The organism is Pseudomonas sp. S1_G07, from assembly GCF_054668565.1.
The window spans coordinates 1,891,568-1,909,227 of sequence record NZ_CP162778.1 but is presented as its reverse complement, the minus strand read 5'-3'; the positions used below and the strand labels follow the sequence as shown (position 1 = coordinate 1,909,227).

Here is a 17,660-nt window from a genome sequence, read left to right as displayed (position 1 = left end):
TTGTCGGCGTACAGCTAGTCAGAAATTTTGTTGATCAAGCCGCAGAGCATTTTTGAGAGCTCGCGAGTTTCTGCGATCCAGTTGTCAGCCAGCGGTTGGGCGATGTAAGCAATGTCGCTGCCGATGAGAATCTGTGTTCGTAGCTCTCCACAAGAGGCCTTGGCAATCCAAAGAAAACGGATCTTTTCTCTGGCACTGCAACGCTCCATGCCTTCAGCAATGTTGGAGGGCACCGAAAGCGCTGAGCGGGTAATCTGATCCTTGAAACCCAGATCCCGGCACTGCGCAAACTCTCGATAGATTCCCACCGCTAAACACTTGCTTCTCTGCCAAACAACCAACTTCTCGAAATCCATTACGAGTCACTCAATCGCGGCTCGCAACAACCGGCTGCAAGCACCAAGCTACAAAATTACGCATACCGCCCTTAACTTGCAGCTTGCCGCTTGTAACTCGAAGCTTAGAAATACCCCTGCCGTTTTTTATCTTCCATCGAGCCTGCACCATCGTGGTCGATGACACGGCCCTGGCGCTCGGAAGTTCGCGTCAGGAGCATTTCCTGAATGATGTCCGTCAGCGTCTCGGCTTCGGACTCCACGGCGCCCGTCAACGGGTAGCAGCCAAGGGTACGGAAACGTACTTTCTTTTTGACGATGCGGGCTTTGTCTTCGTCGGACAGGTGCTCGAGGATGCGCTCGTCGTCGATCATGATCAACGTGCCGTTCTTCTCGATCACGTCGCGCTCGGCGGCGAAGTACAGCGGCACGATCGGGATGCCTTCCAGGTAGATGTACTGCCAGATGTCCAGCTCGGTCCAGTTCGACAGCGGGAACACGCGGATCGACTCGCCCTTGTTGACGTTGCCGTTGTACACATTCCACAGCTCGGGACGCTGGTTCTTGGGGTCCCAGCGGTGCTTGCTGTCACGGAACGAGTACACGCGCTCCTTGGCGCGGGATTTCTCTTCATCGCGACGGGCACCGCCGAATGCTGCGTCGAAACCATGCTTGTCCAGCGCCTGCTTGAGGCCTTCGGTCTTCATGATGTCGGTGTGCTTGGCGCTGCCGTGGGTGAACGGGTTGATACCCTGCGCCACGCCGTCCGGGTTGACGTGGGTGATCAGGTCCAGGCCCAGTTCTTCAACCATGCGGTCGCGGAACCTGTACATCTCCTGGAATTTCCAGCGAGTGTCGACGTGCATCACCGGGAACGGCAATTTGCCTGGGAAGAAGGCCTTGCGCGCCAGATGCAGCATCACGGCGGAGTCTTTACCGATCGAGTAGAGCATCACCGGGTTGTCGAACTCGGCGGCGACCTCGCGGATGATGTGGATGCTTTCCGCCTCCAGCTGTTTCAGATGCGTCAGTTTGTCGACCATGGCTACTCACGGAAAAACGATCTTATGGACGGCCAGCGGGCCGTGTTCGAGCGAGGCATGCTAGCACAGCATCTTCTTCTATTCAGGGAGCCGAATAGATCGAAACGGTATATGAATATACCTCGGGGTTTGGGCTTACCCGCACACGCATTTTGCCCTGCCATCAGGCTTAGATCGGGTTGGGGCAATCGATGAACAGATGTTCCAGGGCGAAACGTCGCGCCAGGTAATCGCCCAGTGCCTGCACGCCGTAGCGTTCGGTGGCGTGATGGCCGGCGGCGATAAAGCTGATGTCGTTTTCGCGGGCACTGTGGAAGGTCTGCTCGGAGGCTTCACCGCTGAGGAACAGGTCGACGCCGGCGGCAATCGCGTCGTCGATATAACCTTGGCCACCGCCGGTGCACCAGCCGACACGGCGGATCATCGCGCTGCCTTCGATCAGCAGCGGTTCGCGGCCCATGACGTCCTGCACGCGGCGGGCGAAATCGCGCGGCGACAATGGCTCGGCGAGCGAGCCCACGAGGCCGACGACCTTGAGGTTGTCCGGGTCCAGCGGGCCTTCGACGGTGATCTCCAACTGACGAGCCAGTTGCACGTTGTTGCCGACGTCGGGGTGCAGGTCCAGGGGCAAGTGGTAGGCCAGCAGGCTGATGTCGTGCTTGAGCAAGGTTTTCAGGCGGCGCTGCTTCATGCCGGTGATGCAGGGGTTTTCACCTTTCCAGAAATAACCGTGGTGCACCAGGATCAGATCGGCCTGGGCTTGGACGGCGGCGTCCAGCAGGGCTTGGCTTGCGGTCACGCCGCTGACGATGCGCGTTACCTGCGGGCGGCCTTCGACTTGCAGGCCATTGGGGCAATAATCGGCAATTTTTGCGCTGCCGAGGTAACGGTCCGCTTCCTCGACGAGGGTGCTCAGGGGGACGGCCATAAAAGACTCCTAAATATCCCGTTCAGAGGCGCTCACAGCCTCGTATAATGCGCGACATTATGGGCGCTCTCCCGCCCCCTGCAACCTGTCAGGATGTACTTGATGCTCAAGGCACTGCGTTTTTTTGGATGGCCATTGCTGGCTGGCGTGCTGATCGCGATGCTGATTATTCAGCGTTTCCCCCAGTGGGTGGGCTTACCGAGCCTTGACGTAAACCTGCAACAGGCACCGCAGACCAGCGCGGTGGTGCAAGGCCCGGTGACTTACGCCGACGCGGTGGTCATTGCCGCCCCGGCTGTGGTCAACCTGTACACCACCAAGGTCATTAACAAGCCGGCGCATCCGCTGTTTGAAGACCCGCAATTTCGCCGCTATTTCGGTGACAACGGGCCCAAGCAGCGTCGCATGGAATCCAGCCTGGGTTCCGGGGTGATCATGAGCCCCGAAGGCTACATCCTCACCAATAACCACGTGACCACCGGCGCCGACCAGATTGTGGTGGCCCTGCGTGACGGGCGTGAAACCCTGGCGCGCGTAGTCGGCAGCGATCCCGAAACCGACCTGGCGGTGCTGAAGATCGACTTGAAGAACCTGCCCTCCATCACCCTCGGCCGCTCCGATGGCCTGCGAGTGGGGGACGTGGCGCTGGCCATCGGCAACCCGTTCGGGGTGGGCCAGACCGTGACCATGGGCATCATCAGCGCCACCGGGCGTAACCAATTGGGCCTTAACAGCTACGAAGACTTTATCCAGACCGATGCAGCGATCAACCCGGGCAACTCCGGTGGCGCACTGGTGGATGCCAACGGCAACCTGACCGGCATCAACACGGCGATTTTCTCCAAGTCGGGCGGCTCACAGGGTATCGGTTTTGCGATTCCGGTGAAGCTGGCGATGGAGGTGATGAAATCGATCATTGAGCACGGTCAGGTGATTCGCGGCTGGCTGGGCATTGAAGTGCAGCCGTTGACCAAAGAGCTGGCCGAATCGTTTGGCCTGACCGGGCGCCCAGGTATCGTAGTCGCCGGGATCTTCCGCGACGGCCCGGCGCAGAAAGCCGGCCTGCAACTGGGGGACGTGATCCTCAGCATCAATGGCGAACCGGCCGGCGATGGCCGCAAGTCGATGAACCAGGTGGCGCGGATCAAGCCCACCGACAAGGTGGCGATCCTGGTGATGCGCAACGGCAAGGAGATCAAACTGTCGGCGGAAATCGGCCTGCGTCCACCGCCCGCTCCGGTGAAGGAAGAGGAATAAACCACCTCGCTCGGGTGCCTGCTTGCGGGCACTTGTAAATTAACATTTCAAAGCAACTCATTCTCATTGGTCATGTTATATTGTTTCAATATGGTTTTTGGAACGCTCTATCATGCCGTCTCGAAGAATTGCCCCATTGGCTGGTCTGGCCTTGGGTTTGCTGCTCGACCCCGCCTTTGCCGAAGAAAACACCCTGGAACTGGACACCATAAGCGTCACCAGCGAGGCTTATGAATCGGCCACCGGCCCGGTCACAGGCTACCGCGCGACCCGCTCGGCCAGCGCGACAAAAACCGACACGGCCCTGCGCGACATCCCACAATCCATCAGCGTCATTCCCGCCACAGTGCTCAAGGACCTGGGCAGCACCAGTGTGGAACGCGCGCTGGAATTTGCCGGCGGCGTGTCCAAGCAAAACAATTTCGGCGGCCTGACCCTCTACGAATACAGCGTGCGCGGGTTCACCACCTCGGAGTTCTATCAGGACGGCTTCAGCGCCAACCGTGGCTACCCGAGCACGCCGGACACGGCCAACATCGAGCGCATCGAAGTGCTCAAGGGCCCGGCGGCCAGTCTGTATGGGCGTGGCGACCCAGGCGGCACAGTGAATATCGTCACCAAAAAGCCTCAGCCTGAAGCCTTCACCACTCTGCAAACCAGCGCCGGCAGCTGGGACCGCTATCGCACCGCCCTCGACGTCAACACGCCACTGGACAGCGAGGGCAGCGTACTGTCGCGGGTCAACCTGGCGGTGGAAGACAACAACAGCTTCCGCGATCACGTCCAGAGCAAACGGGTGTTTGTCGCGCCCTCGTTCAGCTGGCAGCTGAGCCCGGACACCAGCCTGTTGGTGGAAAGCGAATTCGTGCGCCACAGCTCGACCTTCGATCGCGGCATCGTCGACGCCCCCGGCGTGTCACGCTCCACCTTCCTCGGCGAGCCCAACGACGGCGACATCGACAACCACAACAACCGCCTCCAAGTAGCCCTCGAACACCACCTCAACGACGCCTGGACACTGCGCCTGGCCAGCCATTACAAACAAGGCAGCCTATGGGGTGACGCTTCGGAAAACCGCGCACTGAATGCCGATGGCCACACCCTCAACCGTCGCTACCGCGAACGCTCCACGGGTTGGCACGACAGCATCACCCAGCTGGAACTGCGCGGCCTCTTCGACATTGGCAGCTGGCAGCACGAACTCCTGGTGGGCACCGAATATGAGGACTACCGCAAGAAAGAGCGTGTCACCACCATCCCCGGCAGCCCTTACGCCATCGACCTCTACAACCCGGTCTACGGCCAGCCCAAACCTAATGGCATACCCTCAGGCACCGATTTCTTCGAGCAGACCAAAAGCCACGCGCTGAATCTGCAAGACCAGATCATCTTCACCGACCACCTGCGCGGCATGGTCGGCGCACGCTTCGAACATTTCGAACAAACCGTCGACGACTTCAACCGTAACGCACCACCCAGCCGGCAAACCCACGACGCCCTTACCCAACGCGCCGGCCTGCTCTACCAGCTCACACCCGAAGTCGGCGTATTCGCCAACGCTTCCACCTCGTTCAAGCCCAACAGCGGCCTGGACGCCACGGGCCAAACCTTCAAGCCCGAAGAAGGCGTGGGTTATGAGGTAGGGATCAAGAGCGAACTGTTCGACGATCGTCTCAGTGCCACCCTCGCCGCGTTCCATATCGAAAAGGAAAACGTGCTGGCTCTGGACCCGGCCACCAACACCAACCGGGCGATGGGCAAGGCCCGCAGCCAGGGTGTCGACCTGCAACTGACCGGGCAAGTGACCGACGCGGTGCGGGTGATCGGCGCCTTGGCCTACATCGATGCCGAAGTGACCAAGGGCGACAAGGCCATACCTGCCGGCAGCCGCATTCTCGGCGTGGCCAAGCGCAGCGGCAGTCTGTTGGGCGTGTATGAGTTCCAGGATGGCGCATTGCGCGGTTCAGACCTGGGCGCGGCGTTCACCTATGTGGGCGACCGCTCAGGTGAAGCCGGCGGCAGCTTTGAACTGCCCGCCTACCACACCGTCGACCTGCTGGCCCATTACAAAGCCACTGAAAACGTCACCGTGGGCCTCAACCTCAACAACCTGTTTGATGAGAAGTACTACGAGCGCTCGTACAGCAACTACTGGGTCAACCCTGGTGAACCGCGTAACTTCACGGTGAGCCTGACCCTCAATTTGTAATGCGTTAAAACCAGTGTGGGAGCGGGCTTGCCCGCTTCCACAGTTGGATCTTCACTCGGCTCGAGTCATAGCGCCACTGGCGCTCGTTCGCACAAGGTATTGAGTGCAGCGGCCCACTGCGGGTCATCATTCAAGCACGGCACCAGCACCAACTCCTCGCCCCCCGCTTCACGGAACTGCTCGCGGCCGCGATCACCGATCTCTTCCAGGGTCTCGATGCAATCGGCGACAAACGCCGGGCACATCACCAGCAGCTTTTTCACGCCTTGCCGGGCCAGCGCCTCCAGGCGCGCTTCGGTGTAGGGTTCGATCCACTTCGCACGGCCCAGGCGCGACTGGAACGCCACCGACCATTTACCCTCCGGCAAGCCCAGGCGCTCGGCGAAATCCCGGGCAACGCTGAAGCATTGCGCGCGGTAGCAGGTGGCAAGCACTTCGGGGGAAGCGTTTTTGCAGCAGTCAGCATTCTTGAAACAATGTGCGCCGGTCGGATCGAGTTTGGTCAGGTGCCGCTCGGGCAAACCGTGAAAACTCAGCAACAAGTGATCGTACGGCTGCTCGACATACGGCCGCGCACTCGCCGCCAAGGCGTCCAGGTATTCGGGCTGATCGTAGAACGGCTGCAGGATCGAGAGTTTCATGTTGAGTTTCTTGTGGCGCACCACGCGCCACGCTTCTTCAATCACGGTGGTCACGGTGCTGTCGGCAAACTGCGGGTACAACGGCGCCAGGGTCACGTTCTGAATACCCTGGGCGGCCAGGCGGGTGAGCGTCGTTTCCAGGGAAGGCTCGCCGTAACGCATCGCCAACTCCACCGGCCCCTGGGTCCACTGCGCGGTCATCTGCTGTTGCAGGCGACGGCTGAGCACTACCAGCGGCGAGCCTTCGTCCCACCAGATCGAGGCGTAGGCATGGGCCGACTGCTCGGGACGCTTGATCAGGATCAGCGACACCAGCAGGCGCCGTACCGGCCACGGCAGGTCGATCACATAAGGGTCCATCAAAAACTGATTGAGGTAGCTGCGCACATCGGCCACCGAAGTGGACGCCGGTGAACCCAGGTTGACCAGTAACAACGCGTGATCCGTCATGCAACATCCTATCTCTAGAGGCGGCTGGACAAGTCGTCCAAAGCCGCACGCAACTCAGTGAACTGAAAGGTGAAACCGTCGGCCAGCAACCGTTCGGGTACCGCCTTCTGCCCGCCCAGCAACAACCCCGACAACTCGCCCAACCCCACCTTCAGCGCAAAGGCCGGCATCGGCATGAACGCAGGGCGGTGCAGCACCTGGCCCAGGGTCTTGGCAAACTCGCGGTTACGCACCGGGTGCGGCGCGCACGCATTATAAGGACCGCTGGCGTCAGGCTTGTGCAGAAGAAAATCAATCAGGGCGATTTGATCCTTGATATGCACCCATGGCATCCACTGCCGACCATTACCGATCGGCCCGCCCAGCGCCAGCTTGAATGGCAGCAACAGCCGCGACAAAAAGCCGCCCTCGGCCGCCAGCACCAGCCCGGTACGCACCAGCACCACGCGGATACCCAAGGCTTCGGCGCGTTGGGCGGTTTCTTCCCAGGCGATGCACAGTTGGCTGGGGAAGTCGTCCACCACCGGGCCACTGGCCTCGGTCAACTCGCGTTCACCGCCGTCGCCGTACCAGCCCACCGCCGAACCCGAGATCAACACCGCCGGTTTTTGCTCCTGGCCTTCCAACCAGGCCAGCAAGGTTTCGGTAAGGCCGATACGGCTGCTCCACAACAGCGTCTTGCGTTTTTGCGTCCACGGACGGTCGGCGATCGGCGCGCCTGCCAGGTTGACCACCGCGTCGACCACGCCGGTCACCTCTTCCAAACGAGCCACGCCCAGCACCTGGGCGCCGCACAACGAAGCGACCGCTTCAGGATGGCGGCTCCACACGGTCAGGCGATGACCCTGGGCCAGCCAGTGCTGGCAGAGTTGGCGACCGATCAAGCCGGTACCGCCGGTCAGCAAAATATGCATGGGACGCTCCTCATGTAACGTTCGCCGCCGATCACTGGTCTATTTTATAAGCAGGGATCAATTTATTAATCGGACATAACGTTGGTTTAGCCTTAGCTTAACCATAGGTCACCCACAACGATCAGGTACGCCAAAACTTATACCAAAAAACAATATTGTACAGCTATTGGTGTCGGCGTAGCCTGTACGCAACGGTAAATGAGGCCCACCATGACTTTACCCATCGCGATTATAGGTACCGGTATCGCCGGACTCTCCGCCGCCCGAGCGCTGAAAGACGCCGGGCATCTCGTACAACTCTTCGATAAAAGCCGCGGCAGCGGTGGTCGCATGTCCAGCAAGCGCAGCGACGCCGGCGCATTGGATATGGGCGCCCAGTATTTCACCGCCCGCGACCGTCGCTTCGTCAACGAAGTCCAGCGCTGGCAGGCGCAAGGTGTTGTCGCCCAGTGGCAACCGCAGCTTTACCACTTCAAATCCGGTCGATTCACCCCTTCCCCCGATGAACAGATCCGCTGGGTCGGTACACCGCGCATGAGCGCGATCACCCGCGCCCTGCTGGATGACTTGCCGGTGGAGTTTGGCTGCCGCATCACTGAAGTATTCCAAGGCACGCAGCATTGGAACCTGCTGGATGCCGACGGCGGCGGGCACGGCCCGTTCAGCCATGTGATCATCGCCACCCCCGCGCCCCAGGCCACCCCCCTGCTCGCCGCCGCGCCCAAGCTGGCAAGCGCGGCCGCCGGCGTGAAGATGGACCCGACCTGGGCCGTCGCCCTGGCGTTCGACACGCCGCTGGATACGCCGATGGAAGGCTGCTTCGTGCAAGACAGCCCCCTCGACTGGCTGGCGCGCAACCGCAGCAAACCCGAGCGCGACACCACCCTCGACACTTGGGTACTGCACGCCAGCAGCGCCTGGAGCAAGGCGCACCTGGACCTGTCCAAGGAGGCCGTGATCGAACATCTGCATGGAGCCTTTGCCGAATTGCTGCACAGCGCCATGCCCGCACCGTCCTTCAGCCTCGCGCACCGCTGGCTCTACGCACGACCGTCCAGCGCCCATGAGTTCGGCGTGCTGGCCGATGCCGACCTGGGCCTCTACGTGTGTGGTGACTGGTGCCTGTCCGGCCGCGTGGAGGGCGCCTGGCTCAGCGGCCAGGAAGCCGCGCGGCGCTTGATCGAGCATCTGCGATGAACCGCATCAACCCCGCTAAATTGCTGCTGTCGAAGTGGACAGCAGCACGCCCCCGCAACAAGGAAAAACATTTCCTGGTCACCGAACTGTTTTGTGACGAGGACGGCACTGTGCTGGAAGTCGAGCTGCAAGCCGTCATGACCCGACGAGGCGAACGCCTGCCGTGGCAGGCCCTGCAAGACACGCAAGCGTGGACAATTGGCTGGAAATAGTGGCGCCAGCAAATACTTGTACAAAGTGTTTGACTTGTACAAGATCAAGCCTATGATGAGATTTAGTTGTACAGCAAATAAAGCTTGTACAGGAATCTTGCAGAGGTTTGGCCATGTCCAGCACCGCAAAACCGAAGATCGCCATCAGCGCCTGCCTACTGGGCGAGAACGTGCGCTTCAACGGTGGGCATAAACAATCCCAGTTGTGCAGCCAGACCCTCAGCGACTATTTCGACTTTGTGCCGCTGTGCCCCGAAGTCGCCATCGGCCTGGGCATCCCACGCGAACCGATCCGCCTGGTGGGCGACCCCGCCCAACCTCAGGCCGTGGGCACCGTCAACCGCCAACTCAACGTGACCCGGCCGCTGGACGACTACGGCCAGCAGATGGCCCTGGAACACACCGACCTGTGCGGCTACATCTTCATGCAAAAGTCGCCGTCCTGCGGCCTGGAGCGCGTCAAGGTCTACCGCGAAAACGGCACTCCGGTGGACGGCGGCGGGAGCGGCATCTACGCCCAGGCATTCTGCGCGCAGCAGCCCAACCTGCCTGTCGAAGAAGATGGCCGGTTGAACGACCCGGTGCTGCGAGAAAATTTCCTGGCCCGCGTATTCGTCTACGCCAGTTGGCAACAGCTGCTGGCCGAGGGCCTGACGCGCGCTCGCCTGCTGGCCTTTCACTCGCGCTACAAATACCTGCTGATGGCCCACAGCCCGGCGCATTACAAAAGTCTCGGCTACTTGCTGGGCAGCATGGACAAGGGCGACAACCTTGATGAGTTGGCCACCTGCTATTTCAGTGACCTGATGTCCGGTCTTAAAAAATGCGCCACCCGCGGCACCCACACCAACGTGCTGCAACACATCAGTGGTTATCTCAAGCAAGTCATCAGCGCCGACGACAAGCAGGAAATGCAGACGGTGATCGGCCAGTACCATCAGGGCATCGTGCCGCTGGTGGTGCCGCTCACCCTGCTCAAACATCACTTTCGCCAGCACCCGGATCGCTACATAGCACAGCAGGCGTACCTGCAGCCGCACCCGGAAAAACTCAGCCTGCGCAATGCAATTTAGCCCATGAAAAGCCTCATGAAAGCAGCCCTGCAAGACGACGCCGACGAAGACATCACCCAAGCTCTCGAAGATGGCTGGCTGCCGATCCGCGAAGTGGCGCGCCAGACTGGCGTCAACGCCGTCACCCTGCGCGCCTGGGAACGCCGCTATGGCCTGATCGTGCCCCAGCGCACGCCCAAGGGCCACCGCCTGTTCAGCGCCGACCATGTGCAACGCATCCACACCATCCTCACCTGGCTCAATCGCGGCGTGCCGGTCAGCCAGGTGAAACACCTGATCGATTCCGCCCAGGCCGTTCCCGACACGGTCGAAAATGAATGGCACACCCTGCGCCTGACCCTGGTGCACGCCATCAGCGAACTGGCCGAGCGCCGAGTCGACGATGCCTTCAACCGAGCCATGGCGCTGTACCCGCCGCGCACCTTGTGCGAGCAACTGCTGCTGCCGTTGATCAGTGAACTGGAGCAGCGCTGGCAAGGCCAGTTCGCCGCCCAGATGGAGCGGGTATTTTTCCTGTCCTGGCTGCGCAGCAAATTCGGTGCGCGCATCTACCACAACAACCGCCAGGTCCACGGTGCACCGTTGCTGTTGATCAACCATTCGGACCTGCCCATGGAGCCGCACCTGTGGCTCAGCGCCTGGTTGGCCAGCAGCGCCGATTGCCCGGTGGAAGTGTTCGACTGGCCACTGCCCGCCGGCGAACTGACCCTGGCAGTCGAACACCTGCAGCCACGCGCCGTGCTGCTGTATTCGAGCAAAGCCCTGAACCTGCCGACGCTGAGCAAAGTGCTGGGCGGCGTGAACTGCGCCAAGTTGATCGTCGGGCCAACCGTGTGCATCCACCAGGCCGAGTTAAGCCTACTCGCCCATGACACCCCTGAATTGTTCGTCGCCGAAGACCCGTTATCGGCCCACCAGCTACTGATCCAGCGTGGACTCCTGTAAATGCATTTGATCTGGTTGCGCACCGACCTGCGCCTTCACGACAACACCGCCCTGGCCGCCGCATGCCAGCGCGGCCCGGTTGCCGCCGTGTACCTGATCACGCCCGGGCAATGGCTGGCCCACGACGATGCACCGTGCAAAGTGGATTTCTGGCTGCGCAACCTGCGGACCCTGAGCCACACACTGGGCGAGCTGAACATTCCCCTGCTGATCCGTACCGCTGCGACCTGGGACCAGGCGCCCACCGTACTCAGCCAACTGTGCCGCGAACTGTCGGTGACGTCGCTGCACGTCAACGAGGAATACGGCATCCACGAAAGCCGTCGCGATGCGGCGGTGGCTGAGGCATTGCAAGCCTGCGGCGTGACCTTCCACTGCTACCTGGACCAACTGCTTTTCCGACCAGGCAGTGTGCTGACCAAAACCGGCACCTATTTCCAGGTGTTCAGCCAGTTCCGCAAAGTCTGCTACACGCGCCTGCACAGCGCGGTGCCGCGCCTGGTCGCCACCCCAAAGGCCCAGGCAAAGCTCGCCTTCAACAGCGATCCGGTGCCGCAAACCGTCGAGGGTTTCGAGCCACCCCGCGACACCTTGCGCGCCCTGTGGCCGGCCGGCGAAGACGAAGCTCGGCGCCGCCTCGACACCTTCGCCGACCAGCAGATCAGCAACTACAAAGACGAACGCGACTTCCCCGCCAAGCCTGGCACCAGCCAGCTCTCGGCGTACCTCGCCGCCGGAGTGATTTCGCCGCGCCAGTGCCTGCACGCCGCGCTGCAAAGCAATCAGGGCGAGTTCGAAAGCGGCGACACCGGCACCATCATCTGGATCAACGAGCTGCTGTGGCGCGAGTTCTACAAGCACATCCTGGTGGGCTACCCACGCGTATCCCGCCACCGCGCATTCCGCCCCGAGACCGAAGCCGTGGCCTGGCGCAATGCGCCAGAGGACCTGGCCGCCTGGCAGCAAGCGCGTACTGGCCTGCCGATCATCGACGCGGCGATGCGCCAACTGTTGGACACCGGCTGGATGCACAACCGTCTGCGCATGGTAGTGGCGATGTTCCTGACCAAGAACCTGCTGATCGACTGGCGTGAGGGCGAGCGCTTCTTTATGCGCCACCTGATCGACGGCGACCTGGCGGCCAACAACGGCGGCTGGCAGTGGAGTTCGTCCACCGGTACCGACGCGGCGCCGTACTTCCGGATTTTCAGCCCCTTGAGCCAATCGGAAAAATTCGACAGCGAAGGCGTGTTTATCAAGCACTGGCTGCCGGAACTGGCCGCGCTGAATAAAAAGGACGTGCACAACCCCCAAGTCGTCGGCGGCCTGTTTGGCGTGGCGGATTATCCGCGCGCCATCGTCGACCTGAAACAATCCCGCGAGCGCGCATTGGCCGCCTTCCGCCGCCTGCCTTCTCGCCAGGAGGCAACCGAGCATGAGTGACTTCCTGCGCCGCTTCGCCCACACCTTTGCCACGCTGGACAAGCACAACCTGCGCCTGCTCGACAGCCTGTACAGCAAAGACATCGCCTTCACCGACCCATTGCACGAGGTCCAGGGCCTGACCGCGCTGCACAGCTACTTCGAGGCGTTGTACAGCAATGTCAGCCAACTGCGTTTCGACTTCCACGGTTTCGATCAGGTCGCCGAAGGCGAAGGCTACCTGCGCTGGAAAATGAGTTTTGCCACCCGCGCCTGGCCAACGGCCAAGTCATTCGGGTGGAGGGCTGCTCGCACTTGATGTGGCGGGACAAGGTGTACCGCCACCGCGATTATTTCGATGCAGGCGCCCTGCTTTACGAACACGTGCCGGTCCTCGGTCGAGTTATCCATTGGCTGAAAAGGAATATGGGATGAACACAGTGACGCCCCGCCGTTATTGGCTGACCGGCGCGAGCAGTGGCATCGGTGCCGCCTTGGCCGTGGAATTGCTCGCCAGTGGCGCCCATGTGGCGTTGAGCTCCCGCACTCGAGCACCGCTGGATGCACTCGCCCAACGCTATCCTGGCCAAGTGCTGGTGGTGGCCGGCGACCTGACCAACAGCCAGACGGTGCGCGAGATCGGCGAACAGATCGGCGCAACCTGGGGCTCGCTGGACACTGTGATCCTCAATGCCGGCACCTGTGAATATGTGGACGCGCGGCAGTTCGATGCGTCGATCATCGAGCACGTGGTGCGCACCAATCTGCTCGCCAGCAGCTACTGTATCGAGGCCGCCCTGCCATTGTTGCGCGCCGGACGTACTCCCCACCTGGTGGGCGTGGCCAGCGCCGTGACCTACCTGCCGATGCCACGCGCCGAAGCCTACGGTGCGTCCAAGGCAGGCCTGCGCTACCTGTTCGAGTCGCTGCGTATCAGCCTGTCGTCAGAAAATATCGACGTCACGGTGATCAGCCCGGGGTTTGTCGACACACCACTGACCGAACGCAACGACTTCCCCATGCCCCTGAGTTGGCCGGCCGACAAAGCCGCTCGGCACATCTTCGCCAAACTGGAAAAACGCCCGCTGGAGATCGCCTTCCCGGCTCTGTTCATTGCCACCCTCTGGCCGCTGTCCAAGCTGCCCAACCGTGCGCAATTGATCATCGGCAAACGCATGCTGCGCAGCCCGCCACCGAAAAAGGACGACCTGTGAAGATCGCCATTATCGGCAGCGGCATCGCCGGGCTGACCAGCGCCTACCTGCTCAGCCGCCAGCACGACATCACACTGTTCGAAGCGGGCGACCGCATCGGCGGGCACACCCACACGGTCAATGTCAGCGTCGAAGACAAGCGCTACGCAGTGGACACTGGCTTTATCGTGTTCAACGACTGGACCTACCCCAACTTCATACGCCTGCTGGGGCAGATCGGGGTGCGCTTCAAACCCACCGAAATGAGCTTTTCGGTGTGCGATGAACACGCAGGGTTCGAGTACAACGGCAACACCCTCAACAGCCTGTTCGCCCAGCGTCGCAACATTCTGTCGCCGGGCTTCTGGGGCATGTTGCGCGACATTCTGCGCTTCAACCGCGAGGCGCCGCTGGACCTGCAAGCGCAACGCATCAGCGCCGAGATGACCCTGGGTGACTACCTCACCGCCGGTGGCTATGGCGAGCGCTTCGTGCGGCATTACATCGTGCCGATGGGCGCGGCGATCTGGTCGATGTCCCTGGCCGATATGCTCGGCTTTCCGTTGCAGTTCTTTGTGCGCTTCTTCAAGAACCATGGCTTGCTCTCGGTGAACAACCGTCCGCAGTGGTGCGTGATCGAGGGCGGCTCCAACTGCTATATCGAACCGCTGACCCGCGGCTTTCGCGAGCAGATTCGCCTCAACTGCCCGGTGCATCTGGTCGAGCGTGATGCCGAGGGCGTGATTATCCACAGCGCCGCCGGCACTGAAAGTTTCGACAAAGTGGTGTTCGCCTGCCACAGCGATCAGGCCCTGGCGCTGCTCGGCGACCCGAGCCAGGCCGAACAGGAGATCCTCGGCGCCCTGCCCTACGCCGACAACGACGTGGTCCTGCACACCGACACCCGTCTGTTGCCCGAGCGCAAACTGGCCTGGGCCAGTTGGAACTACCGGCTGACCGGCAGCACCCAGACTCAGGCAGCGGTCACCTATGACATGAACATCCTGCAGGGCATCAACAGCGCCACCACCTTTTGCGTCAGCCTCAACCAGACGCCGATGATCAACCCGCTGAAGATCCTCGCGCGCTACACCTATGCCCACCCGCAATACAGCCTGGCGGCGGTGGCCGCGCAAAACCGCTGGGAAGAATTAGCCGGTACCCGCCACACCTTTTACTGCGGTGCCTACTGGGCCAACGGCTTTCACGAAGACGGCGTGGTCAGCGCACTGCGCGTGGCCCAGGCCTTTGGGGAAACCCTGTGAACAGCGCCCTGTACAGCGGCTGGATCGCCCATCGCCGGTTTGCGCCCAAGGCCCATGCCTTTCGCTACCGCATCGGCCTGCTGTACCTGGATTTGAGCGAAGAAGAGGCCGTGCTGGGGCTGTCGCCCTTGGCCGGGCACAGCCGCCTGGCCCCCTTCGGCTTTCGCCAGCAGGACTACCTGCGAGAATTGACGCGCCACGGCATGCGCTTGAGCGATGCCGTGCGCCAGGAAGTCGGCAAGGCACTGGGGCATACACCCCAGGGCGTTATCTGCCTACTGACCCAGGCCCGCAGTTGGGGCCTGGCTTTTAATCCGGTGAGTTTCTTCTACTGCTTCGAGGCCGACGGGCAACTGGCCGCGATCCTGTGTGAAGTGACCAACACCCCATGGCGCGAACGCTATCACTACGTGCTGCCCGCCCAGCCGCTGGGTGCGGATGAGCACCAGCACTTTGCCGTGGCCAAGGGGTTTCATGTGTCGCCGTTTTTGCCTCGCGACCTGGAATACCGCATGAGCTTCAGCCCGCCCGCCGCCAAGCTCGGCGTACACATGGCCGACTGGCAAGGCGAGCTGAAAGTCTTTGATGCAACCCTGAGCCTGCAGAAGGAGGCGCTGAGTCGCGCCAGCCTGCACCGCTACCTGTGGCGCTTCCCCTGGATGACTGCCAAGACCTGCCTGGCGATTTACTGGCAGGCCACGCGCCTGCTGCTCAAACGCACACCGATATTTTCCCACCAGGCCGCCGATGGCGGCTCCAGTACCGCAGTCGGGTATACCAAGGATCACCGCCATGAAACCCTCTAGCTTATCGGGCAAGGCCAACCGCCTGAACGTTAACGGCATGACCACCGCGCTGTTGCGCAAGGTCGTGCTTCGCCAACTCAGCCAACTGCGTCATGGGCAACTGGTGATCATCGAGGACGGCGAACGCCAGGTTTTCGGCGCACGAGAAGCGCATTTGCTGGGGGAAATCCAGATTCTCGATTCGGCCGTATGGGGCCTGGTGGCGGCCAACGGTTCCATCGGCGCGGGCGAGGCGTTCATCCACGGTTACTGGAGCAGCCCGGACCTGACGGCGGTGGTGCGCGTAATGGTCAGCAACCTGGACGTGCTCGATGCGATGGAAGGGGGTCTGGCACGCCTGGCGCGACCATTCACCCAGGGTTTGCACTGGCTCAACCGCAACACGCGCAAGGGCTCGCAGAAAAACATCGCGGCCCACTACGACCTGGGTAACGACCTGTTCGAAGCATTCCTCGACCCGACCATGATGTACTCGGCGGCGCAATTCATGAGCCCCGACGACACCTTGGAAGAGGCGCAACTGAACAAACTGGAACGCATCTGCCAGAAGCTCGTGCTCAAGCCCACCGACCACTTGCTGGAAATCGGCACCGGCTGGGGCAGCATGGCGCTGTATGCGGCGCAATACTCTGGCTGCAAGGTCACGACCACGACCTTGTCCAAGGAACAGTTCGCCTATACCAAAAAACGCATCGTCGCCCTGGGCCTGGAAGACCAGGTCACCTTATTACTGCAGGACTACCGCGACCTCACCGGGCAATACGACAAGCTGGTGTCGATCGAGATGATCGAAGCGGTGGGCCATCGTTTCCTGCCCACCTACTTCAAGCAATGCGCGCACCTGCTCAAGCACGATGGGTTAATGCTGCTGCAAGCCATCACCATTCGTGAGCAACGTTTCGAGCAGGCCAGGAACAACGTCGACTTTATCCAACGCTATATCTTCCCCGGCGGTGCCCTGCCCTCTGTACAGAACATGCTGCAGATTGTCAGCCGCGACACCGACATGAACCTGCTGCACATGGAAGACTTCGGCCTGCATTACGCGCGCACCCTGCGCCTGTGGCACGAGAACTTCCGCCGCGCCCAAGGCCGCCTCGCCGAATCGGGCTACGACGAATACTTCCTGCGGTTGTGGGAGTTTTACCTGTGCTACTGCGAGGGTGGCTTTATGGAACGCAGCATCGGCACCGCGCAACTGTTGCTGGCCAAACCGTCGGCCATCATCCCGCCGCTGCTGGGGCGATTCAGTGCTTAAAACCCTGGCCAATGCCGTGCTGTTCCAGTGCGGGTGGTTTGCCTGTGTGCTCGGCGGCGACAGCCCATGGCTACTGGTAGGGTTGGCAGTATTGGTCGTCCACCTGCGGTGGATAAGTTCCTGGGCCGCGGACGGCAGGCTGATCGTCAGCGTCGCGCTGGCCGGCACGGTGCTTGACACACTGCTGCAAACACTGGGGGTTTTGCAGTTCCGCGAGCCGGGGCCATTGATTCCCTTTTGGTTGATGCTGCTGTGGGCATTGCTGGCGACCACCTTGCGCCACTGCCTGGCCTGGAGTACCCGGCCCTGGTGGCGCGCCGCGCTGCTTGGCGCGGTGGGCGGGCCATTGTCGTATTACGCGGGAAGCCAATTGGCAGGTGTGCGCTTCGGCTACGGCCTCGCGCCAACAATGGCTGGGCTGGCCGTGCTGTGGGCGATTGTTTTCACCTGCCTGGCAGGCGCCGCGACAGGCAGAAGATGAAGCCGGTCGGCTTCTACTTGCAGCTTGCAGC

The 17,660-nt window shown here is 61.6% G+C and carries 17 protein-coding genes and 1 pseudogene; 13 read left to right on the top strand and 5 right to left on the bottom strand.

The features are described 5' to 3' along the window. Nucleotides 1–14: 14 nt before the first annotated feature. The 3 genes from AB4O05_RS08710 to AB4O05_RS08700 all read right to left on the bottom strand — a co-directional run bounded on the left by AB4O05_RS08710 (nt 15) and on the right by AB4O05_RS08700 (nt 2,306). A complete protein-coding gene (locus AB4O05_RS08710) occupies nt 15–356 on the bottom strand; it encodes a four helix bundle protein (RefSeq protein ID WP_460131588.1) in 342 nt (113 codons plus the stop codon). 104 nt (nt 357–460) lie between these two features. Continuing rightward, on the bottom strand, nt 461–1,378 hold the full coding sequence (gene cysD, locus AB4O05_RS08705) for a sulfate adenylyltransferase subunit CysD (RefSeq protein ID WP_460131589.1): 918 nt from the start codon (nt 1,376–1,378) through the stop codon (nt 461–463). Nucleotides 1,379–1,547: 169 nt separating this feature from the next. Beyond that, nucleotides 1,548–2,306, bottom strand: a complete 759-nt coding sequence (locus AB4O05_RS08700) for a Nif3-like dinuclear metal center hexameric protein (protein WP_460131591.1) — start codon at nt 2,304–2,306, stop codon at nt 1,548–1,550. Between the two features lie 102 nt (nt 2,307–2,408). On the opposite strand from AB4O05_RS08700, the gene algW reads away from it, so the two are divergent. Beyond that, the gene (gene algW / locus AB4O05_RS08695) at nt 2,409–3,563 is read left to right on the top strand and encodes a Do family serine endopeptidase AlgW (RefSeq protein WP_460131593.1); all 1,155 of its coding nucleotides are present in this window, start codon (nt 2,409–2,411) and stop codon (nt 3,561–3,563) included. A 112-nt stretch (nt 3,564–3,675) separates the two neighbouring features. Then, nucleotides 3,676–5,772, top strand: coding sequence for a TonB-dependent siderophore receptor (locus AB4O05_RS08690; protein ID WP_460131594.1), 2,097 nt, complete (start codon nt 3,676–3,678; stop codon nt 5,770–5,772). A gap of 65 nt (nt 5,773–5,837) precedes the next feature. On the opposite strand, the gene hemH is transcribed toward AB4O05_RS08690, so the two are convergent. Together hemH and AB4O05_RS08680 are read right to left on the bottom strand one after the other, a co-directional pair. Further along, entirely contained in the window at nt 5,838–6,863 is a 1,026-nt protein-coding gene (hemH, locus tag AB4O05_RS08685) for a ferrochelatase (protein WP_460131596.1), read from the bottom strand. A gap of 14 nt (nt 6,864–6,877) precedes the next feature. Continuing rightward, nucleotides 6,878–7,777, bottom strand: coding sequence for a TIGR01777 family oxidoreductase (locus AB4O05_RS08680; RefSeq protein ID WP_460131597.1), 900 nt, complete (start codon nt 7,775–7,777; stop codon nt 6,878–6,880). A 210-nt stretch (nt 7,778–7,987) separates the two neighbouring features. Here AB4O05_RS08680 and AB4O05_RS08675 point away from each other — a divergent pair, with 210 nt between their 5' ends. The 11 genes and pseudogenes from AB4O05_RS08675 to AB4O05_RS08625 all read left to right on the top strand — a co-directional run bounded on the left by AB4O05_RS08675 (nt 7,988) and on the right by AB4O05_RS08625 (nt 17,629). Beyond that, the gene (locus AB4O05_RS08675; RefSeq protein ID WP_460131598.1) at nt 7,988–8,974 is read left to right on the top strand and encodes an NAD(P)/FAD-dependent oxidoreductase; all 987 of its coding nucleotides are present in this window, start codon (nt 7,988–7,990) and stop codon (nt 8,972–8,974) included. Further along, complete coding sequence (locus AB4O05_RS08670) at nt 8,971–9,186, top strand: TIGR02450 family Trp-rich protein (RefSeq protein WP_460164863.1); 216 nt, start codon at nt 8,971–8,973, stop codon at nt 9,184–9,186. Before AB4O05_RS08675 ends, AB4O05_RS08670 begins: the two co-directional genes overlap by 4 nt. 113 nt (nt 9,187–9,299) lie before the next feature. Then, complete coding sequence (locus AB4O05_RS08665) at nt 9,300–10,259, top strand: YbgA family protein (RefSeq protein ID WP_460131600.1); 960 nt, start codon at nt 9,300–9,302, stop codon at nt 10,257–10,259. 15 nt (nt 10,260–10,274) lie between these two features. Continuing rightward, nucleotides 10,275–11,204 carry a MerR family transcriptional regulator gene (locus AB4O05_RS08660; RefSeq protein ID WP_460131601.1) on the top strand — a complete coding sequence of 310 codons (930 nt, stop codon included), beginning with the start codon at nt 10,275–10,277 and terminating at the stop codon, nt 11,202–11,204. Continuing rightward, on the top strand, nt 11,205–12,647 hold the full coding sequence (gene phrB, locus AB4O05_RS08655) for a deoxyribodipyrimidine photo-lyase (RefSeq protein ID WP_460131603.1): 1,443 nt from the start codon (nt 11,205–11,207) through the stop codon (nt 12,645–12,647). Continuing rightward, nucleotides 12,640–13,061, top strand: a pseudogene (locus tag AB4O05_RS08650) (nuclear transport factor 2 family protein). The gene phrB and the pseudogene AB4O05_RS08650 overlap by 8 nt, the downstream one beginning before the upstream one ends. Then, on the top strand, nt 13,058–13,840 hold the full coding sequence (locus AB4O05_RS08645) for an SDR family NAD(P)-dependent oxidoreductase (RefSeq protein ID WP_460131606.1): 783 nt from the start codon (nt 13,058–13,060) through the stop codon (nt 13,838–13,840). The pseudogene AB4O05_RS08650 and the gene AB4O05_RS08645 overlap by 4 nt, the downstream one beginning before the upstream one ends. Then, nucleotides 13,837–15,084 (top strand): NAD(P)/FAD-dependent oxidoreductase, encoded by a 1,248-nt coding sequence (locus tag AB4O05_RS08640; protein ID WP_460131608.1) that lies wholly within the window; start codon nt 13,837–13,839, stop codon nt 15,082–15,084. Before AB4O05_RS08645 ends, AB4O05_RS08640 begins: the two co-directional genes overlap by 4 nt. Then, entirely contained in the window at nt 15,081–15,890 is an 810-nt protein-coding gene (locus tag AB4O05_RS08635; RefSeq protein ID WP_460131609.1) for a DUF1365 domain-containing protein, read from the top strand. The genes AB4O05_RS08640 and AB4O05_RS08635 overlap by 4 nt, the downstream gene beginning before the upstream one ends. Next, on the top strand, nt 15,877–17,148 hold the full coding sequence (locus AB4O05_RS08630; RefSeq protein ID WP_460131611.1) for a class I SAM-dependent methyltransferase: 1,272 nt from the start codon (nt 15,877–15,879) through the stop codon (nt 17,146–17,148). Before AB4O05_RS08635 ends, AB4O05_RS08630 begins: the two co-directional genes overlap by 14 nt. Continuing rightward, entirely contained in the window at nt 17,141–17,629 is a 489-nt protein-coding gene (locus AB4O05_RS08625) for a DUF2878 domain-containing protein (protein WP_460131612.1), read from the top strand. The genes AB4O05_RS08630 and AB4O05_RS08625 overlap by 8 nt, the downstream gene beginning before the upstream one ends. Nucleotides 17,630–17,660 lie beyond the last annotated feature (31 nt).